Source organism: Streptomyces sp. NPDC014889, from assembly GCF_043081205.1.
Lineage (GTDB): Bacteria > Actinomycetota > Actinomycetes > Streptomycetales > Streptomycetaceae > Streptomyces.
Genome location: NZ_JBIBWH010000002.1, coordinates 464,106 through 485,806, shown reverse-complemented (window position 1 = coordinate 485,806; position 21,701 = coordinate 464,106). Strand labels below are relative to the sequence as shown.

Annotated in this window: 15 protein-coding genes and 2 pseudogenes; 6 read left to right on the top strand and 11 right to left on the bottom strand. The window is 73.4% G+C overall.

The genetic code is table 11. The annotated features are described in order from the left end of the window. Positions 1-8: 8 nt before the first annotated feature. Positions 9-764: a hypothetical protein gene (locus ACF09J_RS05370; RefSeq protein WP_392304026.1), complete on the bottom strand. Its 756-nt coding sequence runs from the start codon at positions 762-764 to the stop codon at positions 9-11. Then, positions 754-1,341: an RNA polymerase sigma factor gene (locus ACF09J_RS05365; RefSeq protein ID WP_392304025.1), complete on the bottom strand. Its 588-nt coding sequence runs from the start codon at positions 1,339-1,341 to the stop codon at positions 754-756. The genes ACF09J_RS05370 and ACF09J_RS05365 overlap by 11 nt, the downstream gene beginning before the upstream one ends. 244 nt (positions 1,342-1,585) lie before the next feature. Between ACF09J_RS05365 and ACF09J_RS05360 the strand changes: the two genes are divergently transcribed. Beyond that, positions 1,586-3,571 carry an NAD-binding protein gene (locus ACF09J_RS05360; RefSeq protein ID WP_392304178.1) on the top strand — a complete coding sequence of 662 codons (1,986 nt, stop codon included), beginning with the start codon at positions 1,586-1,588 and terminating at the stop codon, positions 3,569-3,571. Between the two features lie 74 nt (positions 3,572-3,645). Here the strand turns inward: ACF09J_RS05360 and ACF09J_RS05355 are convergent, their stop codons facing one another. Further along, complete coding sequence (locus tag ACF09J_RS05355; protein WP_392304024.1) at positions 3,646-5,478, bottom strand: prolyl oligopeptidase family serine peptidase; 1,833 nt, start codon at positions 5,476-5,478, stop codon at positions 3,646-3,648. A gap of 201 nt (positions 5,479-5,679) precedes the next feature. Between ACF09J_RS05355 and ACF09J_RS05350 the strand changes: the two genes are divergently transcribed. Beyond that, positions 5,680-6,486: an SURF1 family protein gene (locus ACF09J_RS05350; RefSeq protein ID WP_392304023.1), complete on the top strand. Its 807-nt coding sequence runs from the start codon at positions 5,680-5,682 to the stop codon at positions 6,484-6,486. A gap of 44 nt (positions 6,487-6,530) precedes the next feature. Here ACF09J_RS05350 and ACF09J_RS05345 read toward each other — a convergent pair whose 3' ends face one another. The 7 genes from ACF09J_RS05345 to ACF09J_RS05315 all read right to left on the bottom strand — a co-directional run bounded on the left by ACF09J_RS05345 (position 6,531) and on the right by ACF09J_RS05315 (position 12,997). Continuing rightward, on the bottom strand, positions 6,531-7,580 hold the full coding sequence (locus ACF09J_RS05345; protein WP_392304022.1) for a hypothetical protein: 1,050 nt from the start codon (positions 7,578-7,580) through the stop codon (positions 6,531-6,533). A 104-nt stretch (positions 7,581-7,684) separates the two neighbouring features. Beyond that, on the bottom strand, positions 7,685-8,380 hold the full coding sequence (locus ACF09J_RS05340; protein ID WP_392304021.1) for a SigE family RNA polymerase sigma factor: 696 nt from the start codon (positions 8,378-8,380) through the stop codon (positions 7,685-7,687). Positions 8,381-8,772: 392 nt separating this feature from the next. Next, positions 8,773-9,876, bottom strand: coding sequence for an aspartate-semialdehyde dehydrogenase (locus ACF09J_RS05335; protein ID WP_392304020.1), 1,104 nt, complete (start codon positions 9,874-9,876; stop codon positions 8,773-8,775). Beyond that, positions 9,873-11,150: an aspartate kinase gene (locus ACF09J_RS05330; protein ID WP_392304019.1), complete on the bottom strand. Its 1,278-nt coding sequence runs from the start codon at positions 11,148-11,150 to the stop codon at positions 9,873-9,875. Before ACF09J_RS05330 ends, ACF09J_RS05335 begins: the two co-directional genes overlap by 4 nt. A 177-nt stretch (positions 11,151-11,327) precedes the next feature. After that, a complete protein-coding gene (locus ACF09J_RS05325; RefSeq protein ID WP_392304018.1) occupies positions 11,328-12,002 on the bottom strand; it encodes a DUF5063 domain-containing protein in 675 nt (224 codons plus the stop codon). Beyond that, positions 11,995-12,594 (bottom strand): recombination mediator RecR, encoded by a 600-nt coding sequence (gene recR / locus ACF09J_RS05320; protein WP_100568436.1) that lies wholly within the window; start codon positions 12,592-12,594, stop codon positions 11,995-11,997. Before recR ends, ACF09J_RS05325 begins: the two co-directional genes overlap by 8 nt. Before the next feature lie 58 nt (positions 12,595-12,652). Continuing rightward, on the bottom strand, positions 12,653-12,997 hold the full coding sequence (locus tag ACF09J_RS05315; protein ID WP_392304017.1) for a YbaB/EbfC family nucleoid-associated protein: 345 nt from the start codon (positions 12,995-12,997) through the stop codon (positions 12,653-12,655). A gap of 254 nt (positions 12,998-13,251) precedes the next feature. Here ACF09J_RS05315 and ACF09J_RS05310 point away from each other — a divergent pair. Beyond that, positions 13,252-13,997: pseudogene (locus ACF09J_RS05310) on the top strand (SLATT domain-containing protein). A 1,445-nt stretch (positions 13,998-15,442) separates the two neighbouring features. On the opposite strand, the pseudogene ACF09J_RS05305 reads toward ACF09J_RS05310, so the two are convergent. After that, positions 15,443-16,849, bottom strand: a pseudogene (locus tag ACF09J_RS05305) (serine/threonine-protein kinase); the annotation flags it as partial. Positions 16,850-17,065: 216 nt separating this feature from the next. Between ACF09J_RS05305 and ACF09J_RS05300 the strand changes: the two are divergent. The 3 genes from ACF09J_RS05300 (at position 17,066) to ACF09J_RS05290 (ending at position 21,663) form a co-directional block, all read left to right on the top strand. Beyond that, on the top strand, positions 17,066-18,421 hold the full coding sequence (locus ACF09J_RS05300; protein ID WP_392304016.1) for an aspartate aminotransferase family protein: 1,356 nt from the start codon (positions 17,066-17,068) through the stop codon (positions 18,419-18,421). Between the two features lie 114 nt (positions 18,422-18,535). Continuing rightward, positions 18,536-19,237, top strand: a complete 702-nt coding sequence (locus ACF09J_RS05295) for a GntR family transcriptional regulator (RefSeq protein WP_392304015.1) — start codon at positions 18,536-18,538, stop codon at positions 19,235-19,237. After that, positions 19,234-21,663 (top strand): glycosyltransferase, encoded by a 2,430-nt coding sequence (locus ACF09J_RS05290; protein ID WP_392304014.1) that lies wholly within the window; start codon positions 19,234-19,236, stop codon positions 21,661-21,663. The genes ACF09J_RS05295 and ACF09J_RS05290 overlap by 4 nt, the downstream gene beginning before the upstream one ends. Positions 21,664-21,701: the final 38 nt, after the last annotated feature.

The window sequence follows — 21,701 nt, the reverse complement described above, 5'->3', positions numbered from 1 at the left end:
GGCAGCCCTCAGGACGTCTCCTCGCCCGTGGCGAAGTGGGTTCTGGCCAGGACCATGCCGTCCGGGGCGAGGATCCGGGCGCCGGCCAGCTTCGCCGGGTCGACGGTGGCCGGGCCGCCCCAGGAGCCGCGGCCGTGGTGCAGGGTGAAGTCGCCGACGCGGACGGTGGTGCCGTCCTTGCGCACCAGCCGGCAGGTGACCTTGCCCTCGTGGGGCGTGCCGGTCCTGGAGAGGTCGACGGTCATGTAGATCCAGCCCGGGGAGCCGGGGTGGGCGTAGACCTCGCCGGCCGGCTTTCCGGCCGCGTCGGCCGAGGTGAAACCGCCCCACAGCATGCCGGAGCCGACGGCGGCGGTCGCGGCGGGCCCGGCCATCGTGGACTCGATCGCCGTGCCGACCGCCCAGCCGCCGAAGCCGACGGCGAGGACGACCGCGCCCGCGGCGGCGGCGACCCGCGGCCGTACCCAGCCGAGCACGCCCGGACGCGGGATGCCCGGCGCCCGGGTGTGCGCACCCTTCTCGTGCGCCGCCCGCTGCGTCAGCGCCTGCGCCACCCGGCTCTCGAACCCGACCGGTGGCTCGCTCCCCGGCAGCAGACCGATCAGCCGGTCGCCGAGGAGAGTCAGCTGTGCGACGTACTCGCGGCAGTCCGCGCACCTCTCCAGATGCGCGACGGCGCCGGCACGCTCGCGGCCGGGCAGCACGCCCAGCGCGAGCTCGGCGCCGATCTCGCGGAGCTTCTCGCAGCTGATCTCACTGGCCATGGTCGCCTCGCTGGAAGGACGCGAGGGTGGTGCGCAACTTCCCCATCGCCGTCCTGACCCTGGTCTTGGCGGTGCCCAGCGGAATGTGCTCCCAGTCGGCGATCTGCTGGGCGGTCATGCCGTAGATACCGGCCATCACCAGGGCACGGCCCTGTTCGCGCGGCAGCTCGGCCACTGCGGCCCGCAGCCGGGACGACGCCTCGTCGGCCAGTGCGTGCCGCTCGGGGGTGTCGCTGACGACGTCCAGGATCGCGTCGAGGTCCTCAGGAGCCACCGGCTCCTGACGCCGTGACCGTACGGCGTCGATGGCGAGGTTGTGGGCGATGGTGGTCAGCCAGGTCGTGACCGACCCGCGGCGCGAGTCGTAGATCTGCGCGTGCCGCCATGCCCGCTCGAATGTCTGTTGTGCGATGTCCTCCGCCAGTTGGGGATCCCCGGTGACCGCGACGGCGACACCGAAGACCCGGTGCTGAAACCTTCTTACGAAACTGACCGCGAGTTCCGGATCACCGGTGGCGAGCCCGGACAGCAGAGCCTCGTCCGGGAGCCGGCCCACGGGGAACCAGAATCTCGACACATCCGTATATACGGACCATCCCCGCCCAGGGATTGCCCGACCGAAACGGAATCCCATGCTCCGATTCTCTCGCGGTACCGCCCTCCCCGCGCTCTGTCGCGGAACGGCCCAGGACAGACGGCCTTCGAGATGACCGCGCGGAGCCGGGGTGGAGGGTGGAACCACCCGTCCAGGTACGGCAGTCTCTTCCCTCGTGGCAAGCGTTCCGTATCAGGGTGGTGTGCCGGACGGCACGGGCGCGCACATGGTGGTGTGCGGGGACGACGGGCTCGCGCACCGGCTGGCCGCCGAGTTGCGGGGGGTGTACGGCGAGCATGTGACGCTGGTCGTGCCGCCCTCGGAGCGCACGGTGCGGCCGCCGGTGGTGGGCCGGACCCGTACGGCGTCGGCGCTCCTGGACCGGGTGGACCGGGTGGTGAGCGCGGCCGTGAGCCGGGCGGGAGTCGGGGCCGGGGGCGGGGGCAACGGCGGGGGCAACGGCGCGGGCGGCGGCACCGGCGGTCAGCCGACCGGTCCGGACCGGCTGCTGGAGGCCGCCGAACTGACCGATGCCGTGCTCGCGGACGCGGGCGTGGAGCGGGCCGCGGCGCTGGCCCTGGTGTACGACGACGACGAGACCAACATCCGCGCCGCACTGACCGCCCGCCGCCTCAACCCGCGGCTGCGGCTCGTGGTGCGCCTGTACAACCGGCGGCTGGGCCAGCACATCGAGGAGCTCCTCGACCAGGCCGCCGCGCTGGCGATCGGCGGCGACGCGACGGCGGGCACCGACGCGTCCACGACCGTGCTGTCCGACGCGGACACCGCCGCGCCCGCGCTGGCCGCCAGTGCCGTCGTCGGCACCAGCAAGGTCGTCCAGACCGACGGACTGCTGCTGCGCGCGGTGGAGCGGCCGCCGCCCGCGCCGGGACACGTCGCCGACCCCGGGCTGTGCACCCTGGCGCTGCTGTCGGCGACGAGCAGCGACCCGGCCGGCGCGGACGGCTCCGAGGACAGCGGCGACCAGCGGCCGCAGCTGCTGCCGGACGAGGCCGCGGTGGAGGCGGCCACCGGGCGCGGGACCGTGGTGCTGGAACAGGTCTCGTACGGCGCCGGTGAGCCGCTGTCCGCCCGGCGCGTGGTGGCTGCGGCCGTGCCTCCCCTGACGTCGCTGTTCTCGCGGCGGCTGCGGTGGACGGTGGCGGGGCTGCTGGCGTGCGTGTTCGCGCTCGCGGTGGCGCTGTGGGTGGTCGCCGGGGTCCATCCGCTGGGCGCGGTGTACCTGACGCTGCTCGACCTGTTCGCCATCGACGACCCCGCGCTCGGCGAGCCGGTCGGACGGCAGCTCCTTCAACTGCTGACCGGCCTGGTGGGCGTGCTGCTGCTGCCCGTGGTGCTGGCCGCTGTGCTCGAGGCGCTGGGCACGTTCCGTTCGGCGTCCGCGCTGCGCAGGCCGCCGCGTGGGCTCGGCGGCCACGTCGTCCTGCTGGGACTCGGCAAGATCGGCACCCGGGTGCTGACGCGGCTGCGAGAACTGCGCATCCCCGTGGTCTGCGTGGAGTCGGACCCGGAGGCGCGCGGTGTGGCCACGGCGCGGCGGCTGCGGGTGCCGGTGGTGCTCGGGGACGTCACGCAGGAGGGCGTGCTGGAGGCGGCGAAGATCCACCGCGCACACGCGCTGCTCGCCGTGACCAGCGCGGACACGACGAACCTGGAGGCCGTGCTGTACGCGCGGTCCGTGCGCCCCGACCTGCGGGTGGTGCTGCGTCTGTACGACGACGACTTCGCCACCGCGGTGTACCGCACCCTGCGGGCCGCGCACCCGCACGCCCTGACCCGCAGCCGAAGCGTGACGCACCTGGCGGCGCCCGCGTTCGCCGGCGCGATGTTCGGCCGGCAGATCCTGGGGGCGATCCCGGTGGAGCGGCGGGTGCTGCTGTTCGCGTCCGTGGACGTGGGCGGGCATCCGCAGCTGGAGGGCAGGACGCTCGCGGAGGCCTTCCGGCCCGGGTACTGGCGGGTGCTGGCACTGGACGTGGGGGTGACCGCGGACGAGCGGCGGGAGCCGGCCGCGCCGGAGGCGGCCGACCACCCGGACCGGGCCTCGGGCCTGGTGTGGAACGTGCCCGGCACCTACGTCCTGCGCGGGGAGGACCGGGTGGTGCTCGCGGCGACCCGGCGCGGGCTGGCGGAGCTGCTGGGCCGCAGGCCGCGGGAGCGGACGGGTACGCAGGGCACGCAGGGGCTGTAGGAGGCGCGGGGCGGACACGGGTGGCTCACGGGTGCTCCGTCCTGAGCCGCCCCCGCCCCGCGGCGCGGGACTCCCTACTTCGGCAGATGCCGCTCCGCGAAGTCCAGTTCCAGGCGGATCTGCTTGATGCGTTCGTCGACGACCAGGGAGCCGTGCCCGGCGTCGTAGCGGTACACCTCGTGGATGACCTCGCGCGCCTGAAGGCGCTTGACGTAGTTCTCGATCTGGCGGATCGGGCAGCGCGGGTCGTTGACCCCGGCGGAGATGTAGACGGGCGCCCTGACCTGGTCGACGTACGTCAGCGGCGAGGAGGCCTCGAAGCGCTCGGGCACCTCCTCGGGGGTGCCGCCGAGCAGGGTGCGGTCCATGGCCTTCAGCGCTTCCATCTCGTCGTGGTACGCCGTGACGTAGTCCGCGACGGGGACCACCGCGATGCCCAGCGCCCACAGCTCGGGCTGGGTGCCCAGACCGAGCAGGGTGAGATAGCCGCCCCAGGAGCCGCCGGTGAGGATCAGGCGGGCCGGGTCGGCCAGTCCCGAGCCGACGGCCCACTCGCGGACCGCCGCGATGTCCTCCAGCTCGATCAGGCCCACCCGGTGCTTGAGCGCGTCCGTCCACGCCCGGCCGTAGCCCGTCGAACCGCGGTAGTTGACCCGGACCACCGCGTACCCGTGGTCGACCCAGGCGGCCGGGCCCGCGGCGAAGGAGTCGCTGTCGTGCCAGGTGGGGCCGCCGTGGATGTCGAAGACCGTGGGGAGCGGCCCGGTCGCGCCCGCGGGCCTCTGCACCAGGGCGTGGATGCGGCCGCCGGGGCCCTCCACCCACACGTCCTCCACCGGCACCGAGCCCGGGGACTTCATGCCGGGAGGGTCGAGGACCACCCCGCCGTGCGTCGAGCGGACCGCGGAGGGCTCGGCCGACGAGGACCACAGGTACTCCACGCTGCCGTCCGGGCGGGCGGTCGCTCCGGAGACCGTGCCGGGCGGGGTCGGGATCCGCGTCAGCTCGCGGGTGGCCAGGTCGTAGCGGAACAGCTCGCTGCGGGCCTCGAAGCCGTGCACCACGAGCAGGCCGCCGCCGTCCGGGCACCACTCGGCGCTCACGTCACCGGGCAGGTCGAGGGCCAGGTCGTGCTCCTCACCGGTGGCCACGTCCCACACCAGCGGCTCCCAGCGGCCGCGTCTTTGGTGGCCGACGAGCAGCCGCGTGTCCCCGTCGACCGGGGCGAAGCCCAGGACCTCCAGGCCCAGCTCGACCGTCCCGCCCTTGGTGTCGTCCAGCTCGGCGACCGTCGTGCCGTCCGGGCGGAGCACGCGCAGCGCCGAGTGCATCGCGTCGCCGTGCTCGGTGTGCTCCAGGGCGATCAGCGAGCCGTCGTGGGAGAGGTCGCCCACGCCCGCCGACTCGCGGTGCCGGTAGATCTCCGTCACCTGCCCGTCGCGGGCCAGGTGGAGGGTCGTGCCGTCCTCGTCCGTGGAGCGCCCCACGACCGCCGTGCGGCCGTCCCGGCCGAGCGCGAGCCCCGCCGGATACGACGCGCCGAGGCCGGGCACGGCCGCCTCGTCGGGCCCGCCCTCGAAGGGCTGCCGCCGCCAGACGCCGAACTCGTCGCCGTCCTTGTCGTCGAACCACCAGATCCAGCGCCCGTCGGGCGAGAGCACACCGTCCGTCGTGCCGTTCGGCCGATCGGTGACCTGCCGTTGGCCACCCGTCACCCGGTCCCAGGCGTACAGCTCGTACGTCCCCGTCGCGTTCGACACGAACAGGGAGCGTTCCGGCGCGTCCTCGGCCCAGTCGGGCAGCGACACCCGGGGCGCTCGGAAGCGCTTCTCCCAGTCCGGCATCTCCTCGATGAGTGGCCGCCGGTCGAGCTGCTGCGGCGAGTCGGACCCGTTGCTCTCAGTCATGACCCCATACTGCACGCTTCCGGGGACAACGCGCTGTGCGGTCTCCCCAGCCTGTGGAAAACTCCGCCCGGACCCTTCGCATTCTCTTGCCGTTTCCACACCGTTCCCGCCCGACCGGAGCCCCGCGGCCCGTCCGCCGGGCGCGGCGCCCGGCCGACCCCGCGACCGGAGTGCGGCGCGCGGCACCGTACCGTTGAGGGCGTGTACCGGTTTCTGCTGACACCTCGCTGGTGGGGCATCAACGTCTTCGTGCTGCTCGCCATCCCCTTCTGCGTGTTCATGGGGTCCTGGCAGCTCAGCCGGTTCGAGGCGCGGGTGCAGGACCACCGGACCGCGAACGAGCAGGCCGCCTCCTACCGCAAGGAGACCCCGCGCCCGCTGGACCGGCTGCTGCCCGTGGACAAGCGCACGTCCGGCATGCAGACCACCGCGACCGGCCGGTACGGCGATCAGCTGCTGGTCCCGGACCGCGATCTCGACGGCACGTCCGGGTACTACGTGCTGACGCTGCTGCACACCGGCTCCGGAAAGGCGCTGCCGGTCGTACGCGGCTGGCTGCCGGGGAAGCCGGACCCGGCCAGGGTCCCGGCGCCGCCCGCGGGCCAGGTCACGGTCACCGGGGCGCTCCAGGCGTCGGAGACGCCGGGTGACAACGGGGTCAGCTCCCAGGGCGGGCTGCCGTCCGGGCAGACCGCGGCGATCAGCGCGGCCTCGCTGGTGAACCTCGTGCCGTACCGCGTCTACGACGCCTGGGTCACCCTCAACCACGCGGACGCCGGGATGACGGCGGTACCGGCGAAGGCCCCGGACAACACCGGCCTCGACCTGAAGGCGTTCCAGAACCTCGGCTACACCGGCGAGTGGTTCGTCTTCGCCGGCTTCGTGGTCTTCATGTGGTTCCGGCTGCTGCGCCGCGAGGTGGAGGCCGTACGGGACGCGGAGCTGGGCCTCGCGCCCGAGCAGGCCCCGCTGCCGGCGCCCGCGTCGAGCGGCGCGTCCGGCGCCTGAACGGGCCCCCGCCCGAGCGGGCCCTCGGCCGACCGGAGCCGGCACTAGGACGCCGGGAGCACCCCGGTCCGGTAGACCGTCCCCGCGCACGCGTTCGTCACCGTGACCGAGTCCGAGGGCGAGCCGGCGTCCGGGGTGTGGGAGACCACGACGCTGCCGTCGGCCGTGCCGTCCGCCAGGAGCATCTGGGTGGAGACGCCGGAGTCGCCGCCCGTGGTCGCGGCACCCGTGGTGCTGACACCCTGGGTGGGGGACGGGTCGGACGAGGGTCCGCCGGTCTCGGTGCCGCCGCTGCCGCCGCCGCTGGTCGGACAGGTCTGGGAGGGCACCCAGGCGAACTTCACCTCGTACGCCGAGCCGGACGGCAGGAGCAGTCCGGGCACCTCCGTGGAGGGGTCGGGCAGCCCGGCCGCCCCGTCGCCGGAGGTGTGGGCGACCACGACGATCCTGGTGGGGTCGGCCGCGCCCTGGGCGAGGGTGCTCACCGAGCCGGAGCCGCCGACCCGGCAACTGCCGACGGAGACGTTGGTGACGCGGAAGGTGCCGTAGACGACACCGGCCGAGTCGGGGGCGTCGACGGTGGCGGTGGCGGATCCGAGCTGGGAGGCCGCGCACACCGGGGCGTCGCTGCCCGAGGCTGCCACGGGGCTGTCCGGACCGCCGGTGGGCCCGCTGTCGGCGGCGCTGCCCGGACCGTCCTTGCTGTCGTCCTTCCGTTCCTTCTCACCGCCGCCGACGGCCTTGCCCGAGGAGCCGCCGATGCCGCTCTCGCCGCCGTCCGGGCCCTTGCCCTGGCCCGCGCCGGCCTGGGGCTTTGAGGCCTGGCCCGCCATGGCCGGGTTGGCGTCGGAGTCGGCGGTGTCGGAGACGTGCACGAGGGCGGGGATGGCGGTGCCGACGAACAGGGCGGCGGCCGCCATGCCGACGGCGGCCTGCCGCTTGCGGGCCCGCCGCGCCGGGACCGCCCGCCGCAGGTGGTCCAGCGTGCCGTCCCGGGGCTCGACGTCCTGGACCGCCTCGTGCAGCATCCTGCGCAGTGCCAGCTCGTCCGAGTCGAGCCCGCCCGGGCCGAGTTCGTCGGGGCTGTGGTTCACGGTTACGTTCCCAGCGTGCGATGACGTGTGCTCTTGATGGTCCGGCTCGCGGGACGCGTCGGGTTCGTGTTCCCCGGACGCGTCACGGTCCTCGTCGTGCTCCCTCATGCCGACGCCCCCATCGCGACCCGCAGCGCCGCGATGCCGCGCGAGCCGTAGGCCTTGACCGAGCCCAGCGAGATCCCGAGGGTCTCGGCGACCTGCGCCTCGGTCATGTCCGCGAAGTAGCGCAGCACCAGGACTTCGCGCTGACGGCGCTGGAGGCCCTTCATCGCCTTGATCAGGGAGTCGCGCTCCAGCTGGTCGTAGGCGCCCTCCTCGGCGCTGGCCATGTCCGGCATCGGCTTGGACAGCAGCTTCAGGCCGAGGATGCGGCGGCGCAGGGCCGAACGGGACAGGTTGACGACCGTCTGCCGCAGGTAGGCGAGGGTCTTCTCCGGCTCCCGGACGCGTTTGCGGGCGGAGTGGACGCGGATGAAGGCCTCCTGGACCACGTCCTCGCAGGAGGCGGTGTCGTCGAGGAGGAGCGCGGCCAGGCCCAGCAGGGAGCGGTAGTGCGCGCGGTAGGTCTCGGTGAGGTGGTCGACGGTGGTGCCGGCCGCCACGGTGTCCTCGGCGGCCTCACGCTGACTGGGTATGCGGGCGGGCCGCGCGGCAGGCATGGGCGCGATCACCGGCATGCCGCCGGGCACGCGCGGACGGAGCGCCGCGCGGGGCGGTCGCAGGGCGGCACCGCGGGCCGCCGCCGGGGATGCCCCCCGCTCGAAGAGCTTGGGGGTGAACTCGAGAACCTCTGCCACGCCAGTTGGACACGTCTCCCCCCACTGAGGTTGTACGTGCCGGGCAAGTCGATTGCGCCATATGACACGTCCGGCACCGTTCTCGTGGCAGGTGGCACAACCGAACGCGCCCTGTATGCCCTCATACGTCCCGCTCATCCCCTATGCCTGAATCGCCGGGACGTCCCCACGTCCCGCAGCGTCCCCACGCCCGCGAAGGGCGACCGCAAAGACGCTCCCCGTCCTTCGCGCGGTTGCAAAGGGCGGGGAGGCAAATCATCGGCCGCCGAACAGCGAACAGCATGGGTCAAGTGGCCCAGCCCACCAGCCGGATCGATTCTCACATGGATCGTACAAACGGAAAGGCCCCTGGCCACGGTATTTCCGGCGGCGACGCCCTCGTGCGACAGGAGTCACGGTGTCTCGGCGGCCACCAGCTCCGCGATTTGCGCGATGTTCAGCGCCGCCCCCTTGCGCAGATTGTCACCGCACACGAAGAACTCCAGCGCCGTGGGATCGTCCAGCGCCCGGCGCACCCGCCCGACCCATGTCGGATCGGTGCCCACCACGTCGGCGGGCGTGGGAAACTCGCCCGCAGCCGGGTCGTCGTAGAGCACCACCCCGGGTGCCGTGGCAAGGATCTCCCGTGCCCCGCCGACCGTGACCTCGCCCTCGAAGCGGGCGTGCACGGTCAGGGAGTGGGTGGTGACCACCGGGACACGCACACAGGTCACGGCGACCGGCAGCCGCGGCAGCCCGAGCACCTTGCGGGACTCGTCCCGCAGCCTCATCTCCTCCGAGGACCAGCCCTCCTCGCACAGCGACCCGGCCCACGGCACGACGTTCAGCGCCACCGGCTCCGGGAACGGACCGGTGTCGTCCCCGACGGCCCGCCGCACGTCACCGGGGCTGGTCCCCAGCTCGGTGCCCGCCACCAGGGACAGCTGCCGGCGCAGGGTCTCCACGCCCTCGTCCCCGGCCCCGCTCACCGCCTCGTACGAGGAGAGGACCAGCTCGCGCAGGCCGAACTCGGCGTGCAGCGCGCCCAGCGCCACGATCATGGACAGGGTGGTGCAGTGGGGGCTGGAGACGATCCCGCGCGGGCGCCGCCGCACCGCGTGCGGGTTGACCTCGGGCACCACGAGCGGCACCTCCGGATCCGCGCGGAAGGCGCCCGAGTTGTCGACCACCACCGCGCCCCGGGCGGCGGCGAGCGGCGCCCAGTGCGCGGTGGCCTCGTCGGAAAGGTCGAACAGGGCGATGTCGACCCCGTCGAAGGCGTCCTCGGCGAGCGCGGCCACCTCGACCTCCTCGCCGCGCACGGTCAGCCTGCGGCCGACCGCGCGCTCGGGCTCCCCGCCGGCCGGACGCGGGTGAGAGCCCGGGGAAGAGCCCTCAGCAGGGGCGAGCAGGCGGATGTCACCCCAGATGTCCGCGCGCTGGGACAGGATCCGGAGCAGTACCGTGCCGACGGCTCCGGTCGCTCCCACGACCGCGAGCGTCGGTCGGTCGCTCATCGCCCGGTGCCTCCGTAGACGACGGCCTCGTCGCTGTCGGAGTCGAGCCCGAAGGCGCTGTGCACGGCGCGCACGGCCCCCGGCACGTCGTCCTTGCGGGTGACGACCGAGATACGGATCTCGGAGGTCGAGATCAGCTCGATGTTCACCCCCGCGTCGGACAGCGCGGTGAAGAAGTCGGCGGTGACGCCCGGGTTGGTCTTCATACCCGCGCCGACCAGGGAGATCTTGCCGATCTGGTCGTCGTAGCGCAGGGAGTCGAAGCCGATGCCGGCCCGGTTCTTCTCCAGCGCGTCGATCGCCTTGCGGCCCTCGGCCTTCGGCAGCGTGAAGGAGATGTCCGTCAGGCCGGTGGAGGCGGCGGACACGTTCTGCACGACCATGTCGATGTTGATCTCGGCATCGGCGATCGTACGGAAGATGGAGGCGGCCTCGCCGGGCTTGTCGGGCACGCCGACGACCGTGATCTTGGCCTCGGAGGTGTCGTGTGCGACACCGGAGATGATGGCCTGCTCCACCTTCTTGACCCCTTGCTGAATCGGCTCGCTGCTGACCCACGTGCCCTGCAGCCCGCTGAAGGAGGAGCGGACGTGGATCGGGATGTTGTACCGGCGCGCGTACTCCACACAGCGGTGGAGCAGCACCTTGGAGCCGGACGCCGCCAGCTCCAGCATGTCCTCGAAGGAGATCCAGTCGATCTTCCGGGCCTTCGCCACCACGCGCGGGTCGGCGGTGAACACACCGTCGACGTCGGTGTAGATCTCGCACACCTCCGCGTCGAGGGCGGCCGCGAGCGCGACGGCGGTGGTGTCGGACCCGCCACGCCCCAGCGTGGTGATGTCCTTCCCCGCCTGGCTGACGCCCTGGAAACCGGCGACGATGGCGATGTTGCCCTCGTCCAGCGCGGTCCGGATACGGCCCGGCGTGACGTCGATGATCCGGGCTTTGTTGTGCACCGAGTCGGTGATGACACCTGCCTGGCTGCCGGTGAACGACTGGGCCTTGTGACCCAGGTTTTTGATCGCCATGGCCAGCAGGGCCATGGAGATCCGCTCTCCGGCGGTCAGCAGCATGTCGAGCTCGCGCCCGGCAGGCATCGGGGAAACCTGCTCGGCGAGATCGATCAGCTCGTCCGTCGTGTCGCCCATCGCGGAAACCACGACAACCACGTCGTTGCCGTTCTTCTTGGCTTCCACGATCCGCTTGGCGACGCGCTTGATGCCCTCGGCATCGGCTACGGAGGAGCCTCCGTACTTCTGCACGACAAGGCCCACGTGCGCTCCTCGCTCAGTCCGTGTCCATCGCACTCGCGCATACGCGGTGCGGTCGGCTCAGTCTATCGAGCGTCCGAATTTCCCCTTCGCGATATCGCATGGTGAGATACCCGGCCGCCCGCTGGTCAGAACGGCTCATGCCCAGGCACCGGGGCACCACTCGGAAAGTGCGCCGGGTCACACCGGGCGGTCGGCGCGGTCGGCGCGCAGTCCCAGCGGGTTCGCGATCTCCTGCGCCATGACCCTGCCGGCCTCGAACTCCAGCGTCTCGTCGCCCATGCCCTGGTCGGTGTCCAGGCCGTCCAGCTCCTCCAGGGGCTGGTTGAGGCGGACGTGGGCGACCAGGGACTGCAGGGCGCGCAGGGTGGCGGAGGCCGTGGAGCCCCAGTTGGAGAAGTAGGAGAACTGCCACCACCACAGGGCCTCGGTGGTGCGGCCCGCGCGGTAGTGGACCATGCCGTGCCGCAGGTCGGCCACGACGTCCGCCAGGTCGTCGGAGATACGGGCGGGCACGGGCGCCCGGCGCGGCTCGTAGGGGTCGAAGACCTCGGAGTAGACGTCGATCGGCTCCAGCAGGCGCGCGAGGTTCTCGCGGAGCTGGTCCACGTCCTGCTCCGGTCCCGGGTCGGGTTCGTAGCGCTCGTCGGGGACGATGTCCTCGTGCGCGCCGAGCCGGCCGCCGGCCAGCATGAGCTGGGAGACCTCCAGCAGCAGGAAGGGCACCGCCGAGTCCGGCTCGTCGCCCTTGGCGACCTCGGTGACCGCGACCAGGAAGCTCTCCACCTGGTCGGCGATCTGGACCGCGAAGTCGTCCGGGTTCTGGCTGGTGGCGTGCAGCGTGGCGTCAGACATCTAGGAGTCGTCTCCCCTCGAAGGCGCGGCCGAGGGTGACCTCGTCCGCGTATTCCAGGTCACCGCCCACCGGGAGGCCGCTGGCCAGGCGGGTGACCTTCAGGCCCATGGGCTTGATCATGCGGGCGAGGTACGTCGCCGTCGCCTCGCCTTCGAGATTCGGGTCCGTGGCCAGGATCAGCTCGGTGACCGTGCCGTCCGCCAGACGGGCCAGGAGTTCCCGGATGCGCAGGTCGTCCGGGCCGACGCCCTCGATGGGGCTGATCGCTCCGCCGAGGACGTGGTAACGACCGCGGAACTCACGGGTGCGCTCGATGGCGACGACGTCCTTCGGCTCCTCGACCACGCAGATGACCGAGAGGTCGCGGCGGCTGTCGCGGCAGATACCGCACAGCTCCTCCTGCGCGACGTTGCCGCAGGTGGCGCAGAAGCGGACCTTCGCCTTCACCTCCAGCAGGGCCTGGGCGAGCCGCCTCACGTCCGCCGGTTCCGCCTGGAGGATGTGGAAGGCGATCCGCTGCGCGCTCTTGGGACCGACGCCGGGCAGCCGCCCGAGCTCGTCGATGAGGTCCTGGACCACGCCTTCGTACAACGGACTGCCGCCCTTCCTGGGTCGCTTCGGTACGTACGGTAGTTGCCCGGCGGCCGCCTCAGAAAGGCAGCCCCGGGATTCCGGTGCCGCCGCCCATGCCCTGGGCCAGCGGGCCGAGCTTCTGCTGCTGGAGGGTCTGGGCGTTCTCGTTGGCCGCCTGGACGGCGGCGACGATCAGGTCGGCGAGGGTCTCGGTGTCCTCCGGGTCCACCGCCTTGGGGTCGATCTTCAGCGCGCGCAGCTCGCCGGCGCCGGTGACGGTGGCCTTCACCAGACCGCCGCCCGCCTGGCCGTCGACCTCGGTCCGCGCCAGCTCCTCCTGGGCCCGCTGAAGATCCTGCTGCATCTTCTGGGCCTGCTGGAGCAGCTGCTGCATGTTGGGCTGGCCACCACCGGGAATCACGATCAGCTCCTGCTTTCGTACGACTGTCCGGGCGGGGCCGATGGGCCGGTTCCCCGCTGGCACGAGCCTACGTGGTCCGGGCATGCAGCGCCCCGCCACTCTTTCGAGTGAGTCGCGGATGAGCCCTGTACCTGATCAAGGCCCTCTTACGAGCGGAAAAGCCGTGCTTCCCGGCGCCTCGCCACCCATTGGGGGGTAGGAAGGGTCCGGCGTGTGAGCCAGCGTCACGGATCGTGATCATTAGGGAGTGCCGGGTGGGTCAGCCGGAGATGCAGCCCGAGCGTCCGCCGCAGGACGGGCGGGGCGACGGGGCGGCCGGGCTGCGGCCGGGCGATCTGACCGGGCGGCCGTTCCCGCTCGGCGACTGGGGCGAGCCGGCGCAGCGGCTGGACGAGCTGTACCGCTGGGTCGAGCGCGGGGCGCTGCAGACCGTGGCCTGGTATCTCGGGGAGCGGGTGTGGAAGCGGCGCGGGGCCCGTGCGCTGCGGGTCGGGGCCGCGGCCGGGGCGGTGACCGGGGCGGCGCTGCCCCTGCTCGATCCGGGGCGGCCGACGGCGCGGCGCCGTGGGGGTATGTGGCGCTGCTGCTGTGCGTGGCGTGCGTGGGGATCGACCGGTACTTCGGGGTGACGGCCGGGTGGATGCGGGACGTGGCGACCGCGCAGGCCGTCCAACGCCGGTTGCAGGCGCTCCAGTTCGACTGGGCGTCCGAGAACGTGCGGGAGGTCCTGGGCCCTGCGGAGGGGACGGCCGGTGAGGCCGCCGAGCGGTGTCTGGGGGTGCTGCGGCGGTTCTCGGAGGACGTCACGGAGCTGGTGCGCACGGAGACGGCCGACTGGATGGTGGAGTTCCGCATCGGCTCGGCGCCGATGGGACTCCAGGCGGCGGGGCCCGGGGCCGCCGGGCGGTCCGAGCCGGGCGGCGGGCACGGGCGCCTGCCGCTGCCGCCGGGTGCCGCGCGGCCGAACATGCCCCGGCAGCGGCCGCCGGAGCCGCGCTGACCGCGGTCGCTGTCCGGTGCGACGGCTTCCGGTCACTGCCTGGTGTACGTCAGCTTCTCCCCGCTGCCGGTGTTCACGCGCTGGAGCGTGCCGTCGGGCAGCAGGACGACCTGCGTGGCCGCGCCCGGGTTGCACCCCTGGCTCTGCCGTCCGGTCGTGACGACCGAGGGGCCGATCTCCAGCGGTCCGCCGCCGCTCGGCCGCTGGGCGAGCCGGGCCTCGAACACGCAGTGGTAGGTGCCGCCGCCGTCGGTGGGGCCGTCGGCGACGAGGGTGAGCACGGTGTCGCCCACGTTTCCCTGGGTGATGGTGAGCCGGCGGCTGTTCGCGCCGTAGGCGTTGTCGATGGTCGCCGTCCAGCTCCCGAGGTAGCCGGTCGGGACCGCGCCGTCGGACGGTGACTCGGACTCGGACGGGGACTGGGGTTGCGAGGCTGCCGGGGACGGGTCGGAACCGTCGGGGCCCGTGGCGTCGTGCGTGGACGCGCTGACGGTCGGCGTGGGGCCGGGCCCGCCGCCCTTGTCGTCGCCGTCACCGCCGCCCCGCATCAGCGCGTACACGGAACCGCCGGCGCCGAGCGCCACCACCAGGGCCACCGCGACGAGTGCCGCGGTGGAACGGCCGCTGCGACGCGGCTCCCGCTCCGGGGACGGACCCGGACCGTAGGGCGGTGTCGAGCCGATCGGAGGCGGGCCGTACGGCGGGGTCCGGGCCAGGCCGCCGTACGGGTGATGCCCGGCCTGCGGGTAGCCGTAGGCGGCGGGCTGGGGGTGCTGGTGGGGGTAGCCGTACGGGGCGGGAGCGGGCGGTGGCGCCTGCCCCGCGATCATGGTGGGCGGGTGGTCCACCGGCGGCGTGTGCGCCCCACCGCCGGTCTGTCCGGGCGGCGGCACGGAGGCATCGGCGACGGCCGCGTGCTCGGCCGACCCGTACGGCGGCGCCCAGACGGCACCGTCGGGCGCCCCCGGCCCCTGAGCGCCGGAACGGGCCCCGACGTCGCCGAAGGCACCGGACGGCGCGGACGGTTCCTGAGCGCCGGCCCCACCCGAAGCGGCGCCCTCGAACCCGGCCCCAGCTACACCGGGGGGTGACGCGGATGATCCGTGCGGGCCGGGCGCAGCCGACGCGGCGCCGGGTGCGTCGGAGGCCGCAGGCGCACCACGAGGGCCGGGCACACCCGGAGCCCCGACGGCTCCCGGAGTTCCGGCGGATCCCGGTGCGCCGGGCGGCGTGGACGGTCCGTGCGGGCCGGATACGCCCGAGGCGGCAGCCCCGGCGGGCCCGATCCCGGCAGCGGGCACGCCCGACACGCCCGCGTCCTCACCGGCTCCCGAGGCGCCGGGCGCACCGGACCAGGCAGACGGTCCGTGAGGGCCGGGCATACCCGGAGCCGGCCCGGCAGCCCCGGGCGCGCTGCCCGGCGCGGGAGCCCCGGAGGCGGCTGACGGTCCGTGAGAACCCGGTGCTCCGGAACCGGGCGTGCCCGGTACCGACCCGGCGGCAGACGCCGCCCCAGCGCCCCCGGGAATCCCGGGTGCGCCGGACGGCGCGGCCCCGGATGCGCCGGACGGTCCGTGAGCGCCGGGCGCGGCGGGACCGGGCGTGTCCGGTGCCGGAACGGCGCTCGACGCCCGGGGCTCTCCCGCCGCCGGCGCAGCGCCTGCCGGCTGGGCTGCGGGGCCCGTTGGCTGCTGGGCTGCGGGGCCCGTCGAGCCCGTCGGCTGCTTGGCGAGGGCAGCGGGTGCCCCCGGCACGGCCGCGGGGGCGCCCGGCGTGCCGGGTGTGCCGAGCGCGCCGGACGACGGGGACGTGCCAGGTGTGCCGGGCGGCGGGGTGGCGCCGGGCGTACCCGATGTGCCCGGCGACGGAATCGCGCCAGGTGTACCCGGCGTGCCGGGTGGCGGGGTCGTGCCCGTCGGCTTTCCCAGTTCCTCCGGGTTTTCCGTGTCGAGGAGTTGGACCGCGTGGCGGCCGAGTTGGGCTACCAGGGCGCCCGGGAGCCAGGGGTCGCGGAGGCGGCCGTCGGCGATCGTGTCCTCGGCGCCGGTGCGCTGGATGATCGAGTCCACGGTGGGCCGGGCCGCCGGGTCCTTGCGCAGGCAGGCGCGGACGAGGTCGGCGATGCCCTCGGGCAGCGCCCCGAGGTCGGGTTCCTGCTCGGCGATGCGGTACATCAGCGCGTGCACTCCGCTGTCGGCGCCGCCGAACGGAAGCGCGCCGGTCGCCGCGTACGCGAGGACCGAGCCCAGGCAGAAGACGTCGCACGCGGTCGTGACCCGGTCGCCGCGCACCTGCTCGGGCGCCATGAACCCGGGCGAGCCGACCAGCGCGCCGGTCCGTGTGAGCCCGCCGTCCGTGACGGTCTCCAGCGCGCGGGCGATGCCGAAGTCGATGACGCGCGGCCCGTCGATCGTGACCAGCACGTTGGAGGGCTTGAGGTCGCGGTGGATGAGACCGGCGGCGTGGATGTCCTTCAGCGCGGCCGCCAGGCCGGCCGCGAGGATCCGCACCGACCGCTCGGGCAGCGGACCGTGGTCGCGTCCGATGACCCGTTGCAGGCTCGGCCCGGCGACGTACCCCGTGGCCACCCACGGCACGTCGGCCTCGGTGTCCGCGTCCAGCACCGGCGCGGTCCAGTACCCGCCGACCTGCCGCGCAGCCCGCACCTCCTGCCGGAACCGCGCCCGGAACTCCTCCTGCTGCGCCAGTTCCCGCCGCACCAGCTTCACGGCGACGGTCCGCCCCCGGTCCGACCGGGCCAGGAACACCTGCCCCATGCCGCCGGCCCCGAGCCGCGCCAGCAGCCGGTAGGCACCGATCTCCTGCGGATCGCCAGGCCCCAGCCTGTCCATGGCCGAACCGCCTCCCCCCGACATCCCCCGAAACGGTCCCTGTGCGTCAGACCGAGAATAGTGCGGCGGCCCGGCGGGCCGGGCGACCCGGCGTCTACGGTTCCGTAACAGGTCCGCCCCGCGCGGGCCACTCCCGACAACCTGTCGCTAAAACCCCGCGTCCACAGACAGGCCGCCGATGTCGCGCCCCCGGCCGCGCCGTTTACCCTCGGCCGCATGACCCCTCAGCCGAATCCCGAAGCCGGCGCAGTCGTCAAGGCCGCGGACCGGGCGCACGTGTTCCACTCCTGGTCCGCACAGGACCTCATCGACCCGCCGGCCGTGGCCGGTGCCGAAGGGTCCTACTTCTGGGACTACGACGGCAAGCGTTTCCTGGACTTCACCAGCGGACTCGTCTTCACCAACATCGGCTACCAGCACCCCAGGGTCGTCGCCGCGATACAGGAGCAGGCCGCCACCCTGGCCACCTTCGCGCCGGCGTTCGCCGTCGAGGCCAGGTCCGAGGCGGCGCGGCTGATCGCCGAGCGGACACCGGGCGACCTGGACAAGATCTTCTTCACCAACGGCGGCGCGGACGCCGTCGAGCACGCGGTGCGCATGGCGCGGCTGCACACCGGGCGCCCCAAGGTCCTCTCGGCGTACCGCTCGTACCACGGCGGCACGCAGCAGGCCATCAACCTCACCGGCGACCCGCGGCGCTGGGCGTCGGACGCCGGCTTCGCGGGCGTGGTGCACTTCTGGGCGCCGTTCCTCTACCGCTCCCGCTTCTACGCCGAGACCGAGGAGCAGGAGTGCGCGCGGGCCCTCGACCACCTGGAGGCGACGATCGCCTTCGAGGGCCCCGCAACCATCGCCGCGATCATCCTGGAGACCATCCCCGGCACCGCCGGGATCATGGTGCCCCCGCCCGGCTACCTGGCCGGGGTGCGCGAGCTGTGCGACAAGTACGGGATCGTCTTCGTCCTGGACGAGGTCATGGCCGGTTTCGGACGGACCGGTGAGTGGTTCGCCGCGGACCTCTTCGACGTCGTGCCGGACCTGATGACCTTCGCCAAGGGCGTGAACTCCGGATACGTGCCGCTGGGCGGCGTCGCCATCTCCGGGAAGATCGCGGAGACCTTCGGCAAGCGGGCCTACCCCGGCGGTCTGACCTACTCCGGGCACCCGCTGGCGTGCGCGGCGGCCGTCGCAACGATCAACGTGATGGCCGAGGAGGGCGTCGTCGAGAACGCGAAGCGGCTCGGCGCCGAGGTCGTGGAGCCGGGGCTGCGCGAGCTGGCCGAGCGGCACCCGAGCGTCGGCGAGGTGCGCGGCACCGGCATGTTCTGGGCCCTGGAGCTGGTGAGGGACCGCGAGACCCGCGAGCCGCTGGTGCCGTACAACGCGGCCGGCGAGGCGAACGCCCCCATGGCGGCCTTCGGCGCCGCCGCGAAGGCGAACGGCCTGTGGCCCTTCATCAACATGAACCGCACGCACGTCGTCCCGCCGTGCAACGCGACCGAGGCCGAGCTGAAGGAGGGCCTGGCGGCCCTCGACGCCGCGCTGACGGTGGCCGACGAGCACACGGTGTAGCGGCGCGGGCGGCGACGAGCCGGATTCGGGGGCATCCCGAACGCGTAAGGTGGCGTGCTCGTAGACATGGACGTACGAGTACGCCACCCGCACGCGCAAGGAGACGCCCCGACCATGCCCGGCATCAGCGGCTACGGCGCCGTGACGCGCAGCACCCTGCGGCAGCAGATCGCGGACGCGCTCCGGGACGAGGTGCTGGCCGGGCGGCTCCAGCCGGGGCAGGAGTTCACGGTCAAGGAGATAGCCGAGCAGTACGGGGTGTCCGCGACCCCGGTGCGCGAGGCGCTCGTCGACCTGTCCGCGCAGGGCCTGCTGGAGGCCGACCAGCACCGCGGCTTCCATGTGCGCGAGTACTCGCTGCACGACCTCTACGACATGATCAAGGCGCGTGCCCTCATCACCGACGGCATGTTCCGCGCCGTCGTCTCGGCGCCCCAGGAGTTCCGCCGGCCCGACGAGCCGTACGTCAAGGCCACGCTCACCGGGGTGCGCCGGCGCGGCGAGGAGGCCCAGCGCGCGGCCAACGCCGGCGACCTGACCGTCCTGATCGGCTACGACCTGCGGTTCTGGCGGGAGCTCGGCGCCCTGTTCGGCAATCCCTACCTCTCCGACTTCCTCAACCGGCTGCGCGTGCAGTTCTGGGTGTGCGCGGTGCAGCACCTGCGCCGCCGCGGCGATCTGCGCGGCCTGCTGTGGTCCTCCCACACCGAACTCGTCGACGCCATGACGAGGGGCGACGCCCCGGCCGCACGGGCGATCGTCGCCGCGTACAACGCGCACGACCTCGCTCTCGTCGAGCGGCTGGCCACCGCATGAGCGCGACCGTCACCGAGGCCGTCGACCTGTCCGTCGTCATCCCGGCCTACAACGAGGAACGACGCCTCGGCCCCACACTCGACGCGGTCACCGCGTACCTGGCCGGCCACGAGGACCGCTTCGGCTCGTGGGAGGTCGTCGTCGCCGACGACGGGTCCACCGACGGCACCGGCGGCCTCGTCGCGGACCGCGGGGACCCGCGCGTCCGGCTGGTCGCCGGCGACCGCAACCGCGGCAAGGGCCACGCCCTGCGCCTCGGGGTGGCCGCCACCCGCGGCCGCCGGGTGCTGGTCACCGACGCCGACCTCGCCGCCCCCATCGAGGAGCTGGAACAGCTCGACAAGGCGCTCGGGGAGGGCGGCGCGGCCGCGATCGGCTCCCGCTCGGTTCCGGGCGCGACGATAGCCAGGCGCCAGCACCGGGTGCGCGAACTGCTGGGCCGCGCCGGGAACTTCCTGATACGGCGGGTCGCGGTGCCCGGCATCCGCGACACCCAGTGCGGCTTCAAACTCTTCGAGGGCGAGCAGGCCCGCGAGGCGTTCGCCGCCTCCCGGCTGAGCGGCTGGGGCATCGACGTGGAGGTCCTCCAGCACTTCCGCCGCCGTGACTGGCCGGTGGCCGAGGTGCCGGTCCGCTGGGCGCACCAGTCCGGTTCGAAGGTCGCCCCGCTGGACTACCTGCGGGTCCTCGCCGAACTGGGCCGGCTCAAGGCCCGCTCCGTCCGCCCGGCCGACCTGCTGGCCGGCGCGCTGTTCCTGCTGATGGCGGTCACCCTCTACTCGGGCCGTCTCTTCGACCCCGGCCACCGCTACCTCCCCGACTCCCTCCAGGACCAGAACCAGTGGGAGTGGTTCTTCGCGGTCACCGCCGACAGCGTCGCCCATCTGAGCAACCCCCTGTTCACCGACCTCCAGAACTTCCCGGACGGCGTGAACCTCATGGCCAACACGGTCATGCTGGGGATGTCCGTCCCCCTCGCCCCGGTCACGCTGGCCTACGGACCCGCGGTCTCGCTGACCGTCTGCATGACCCTGGGGCTCGCGGCCACCGCGGCCGCCTGGTACTGGCTGATCGTCAAACGGGTCGTACGGCACCGGGGCGCCGCCTTCACCGGCGCCTGCCTGGCCGCCTTCGCCCCGCCGATGGTCAGCCACGCCAACGCGCACCCGAACTTCGTGATCCTGTTCATGATCCCGCTGATCGTCGACCGGGCGCTGCGCCTGGCCGGGGGCGCCCGGGTGCGGCGGGACGGGATCGTGCTCGGCCTGATGACGGCGTACCAGGTCTTCCTCGGCGAGGAGCCGCTGCTGCTCGCCGCGATCGGCATGACCCTGTTCGCCGCCGCCTACGGCGTCGTCCGCCGGGAGGTCGCACGGGCGGCCTGGCGGCCCCTGCTGAAGGGCCTGCTGATCGCCGCGGCGGTGTGCCTGCCGATCGTCGCCTACCCGCTGTACTGGCAGTTCGCGGGACCGCAGAGCTACAAGAGCGTGCTGCACGGCGACAACGCGGGCAACAGCCCGCTCGCCCTGATCTCCTTCGCCGAGCGCTCCCTGTTCGCGGGCGACGCCCAGAAGGCGAACGCGCTCTCCCTGAACCCCACGGAGCAGAACGCCTTCTACGGCTGGCCGCTGCTGCTGCTCGCCTTCGGCATCACCGTACGGCTGTGGGAGCACGCGCTGGTGAAGGCGCTGGCGGTCACGACGGCCGCCGCGGCCCTGCTGTCCCTGGGGCCGAAGTTCCGCGTCCCGCTGACCGACACGGTCTACCCCGGCCCGTGGGCGCCGCTCGCCCGTCTGCCGCTGTTCGAATCGGTCATCGAGGGGCGTGTGGCGATGATCTGCGCGCCGGCCCTGGGCATGCTGCTGGCGATCGCCGTCGCCAGGATCACCGCCGCCGGCCGCGTCGGCACGCTCTACGGCGGTCTGCTGACGGTCTGCCTCGCGCTGCTGCCGCTGGTGCCCGCCCCGCTGAAGGCCGAGGACCGCGCCCCGGTGCCGGAGTTCATCACGGCCGGCCTGTGGAAGTCCCACGTCCGCGACGGCGAGTCCCTGGTGCCGGTGCCGCTGCCCGACCCCGGCAACGCAGAGGCCCTGCACTGGCAGACCGCGGCCCACCTCGGCTTCAAGCTGCCCGGCGGCTACTTCAACGGCCCTTACGGCCCCGACCGAGTCGGCATCTACGGCGCCGTCCCCCGCTACACCTCCAACCTGCTGCGGGACGTGAGCTACACCGGGTCCGTACCGGCCATCGACAAGGAATGGCAGGCCCAGGCGCGGCGGGACTTCGCCGACTGGCACGCCGGCGTCCTGGTCCTGGCGCCCCAACCGCACGAGGAGCCGCTGCGGGAGGCGGTGACGAAGCTGGTGGGCCGTCCGGGCACGTGGACCGGCGGGGTGTGGGTATGGGACCTGCACGAGGTGAGCTGAGCGGCTCCGCACCGACTAGGCTTCTACACTCTTCGACC

Excerpts from the sequence above, each read along its gene's own strand:
- ACF09J_RS05370 (WP_392304026.1), bottom strand. The coding sequence starts at position 764 with ATGGCCAGTGAGATCAGCTGCGAGAAGCTCCGCGAGATCGGCGCCGAG.
- ACF09J_RS05360 (WP_392304178.1), top strand. The coding sequence starts at position 1,586 with ATGGTGGTGTGCGGGGACGACGGGCTCGCGCACCGGCTGGCCGCCGAG.
- ACF09J_RS05355 (WP_392304024.1), bottom strand. The coding sequence starts at position 5,478 with ATGACTGAGAGCAACGGGTCCGACTCGCCGCAGCAGCTCGACCGGCGG.
- ACF09J_RS05335 (WP_392304020.1), bottom strand. The coding sequence starts at position 9,876 with ATGAGCGACCGACCGACGCTCGCGGTCGTGGGAGCGACCGGAGCCGTC.
- ACF09J_RS05325 (WP_392304018.1), bottom strand. The coding sequence starts at position 12,002 with ATGTCTGACGCCACGCTGCACGCCACCAGCCAGAACCCGGACGACTTC.
- ACF09J_RS05300 (WP_392304016.1), top strand. The coding sequence starts at position 17,066 with ATGACCCCTCAGCCGAATCCCGAAGCCGGCGCAGTCGTCAAGGCCGCG.
- ACF09J_RS05295 (WP_392304015.1), top strand. The coding sequence starts at position 18,536 with ATGCCCGGCATCAGCGGCTACGGCGCCGTGACGCGCAGCACCCTGCGG.
- ACF09J_RS05290 (WP_392304014.1), top strand. The coding sequence starts at position 19,234 with ATGAGCGCGACCGTCACCGAGGCCGTCGACCTGTCCGTCGTCATCCCG.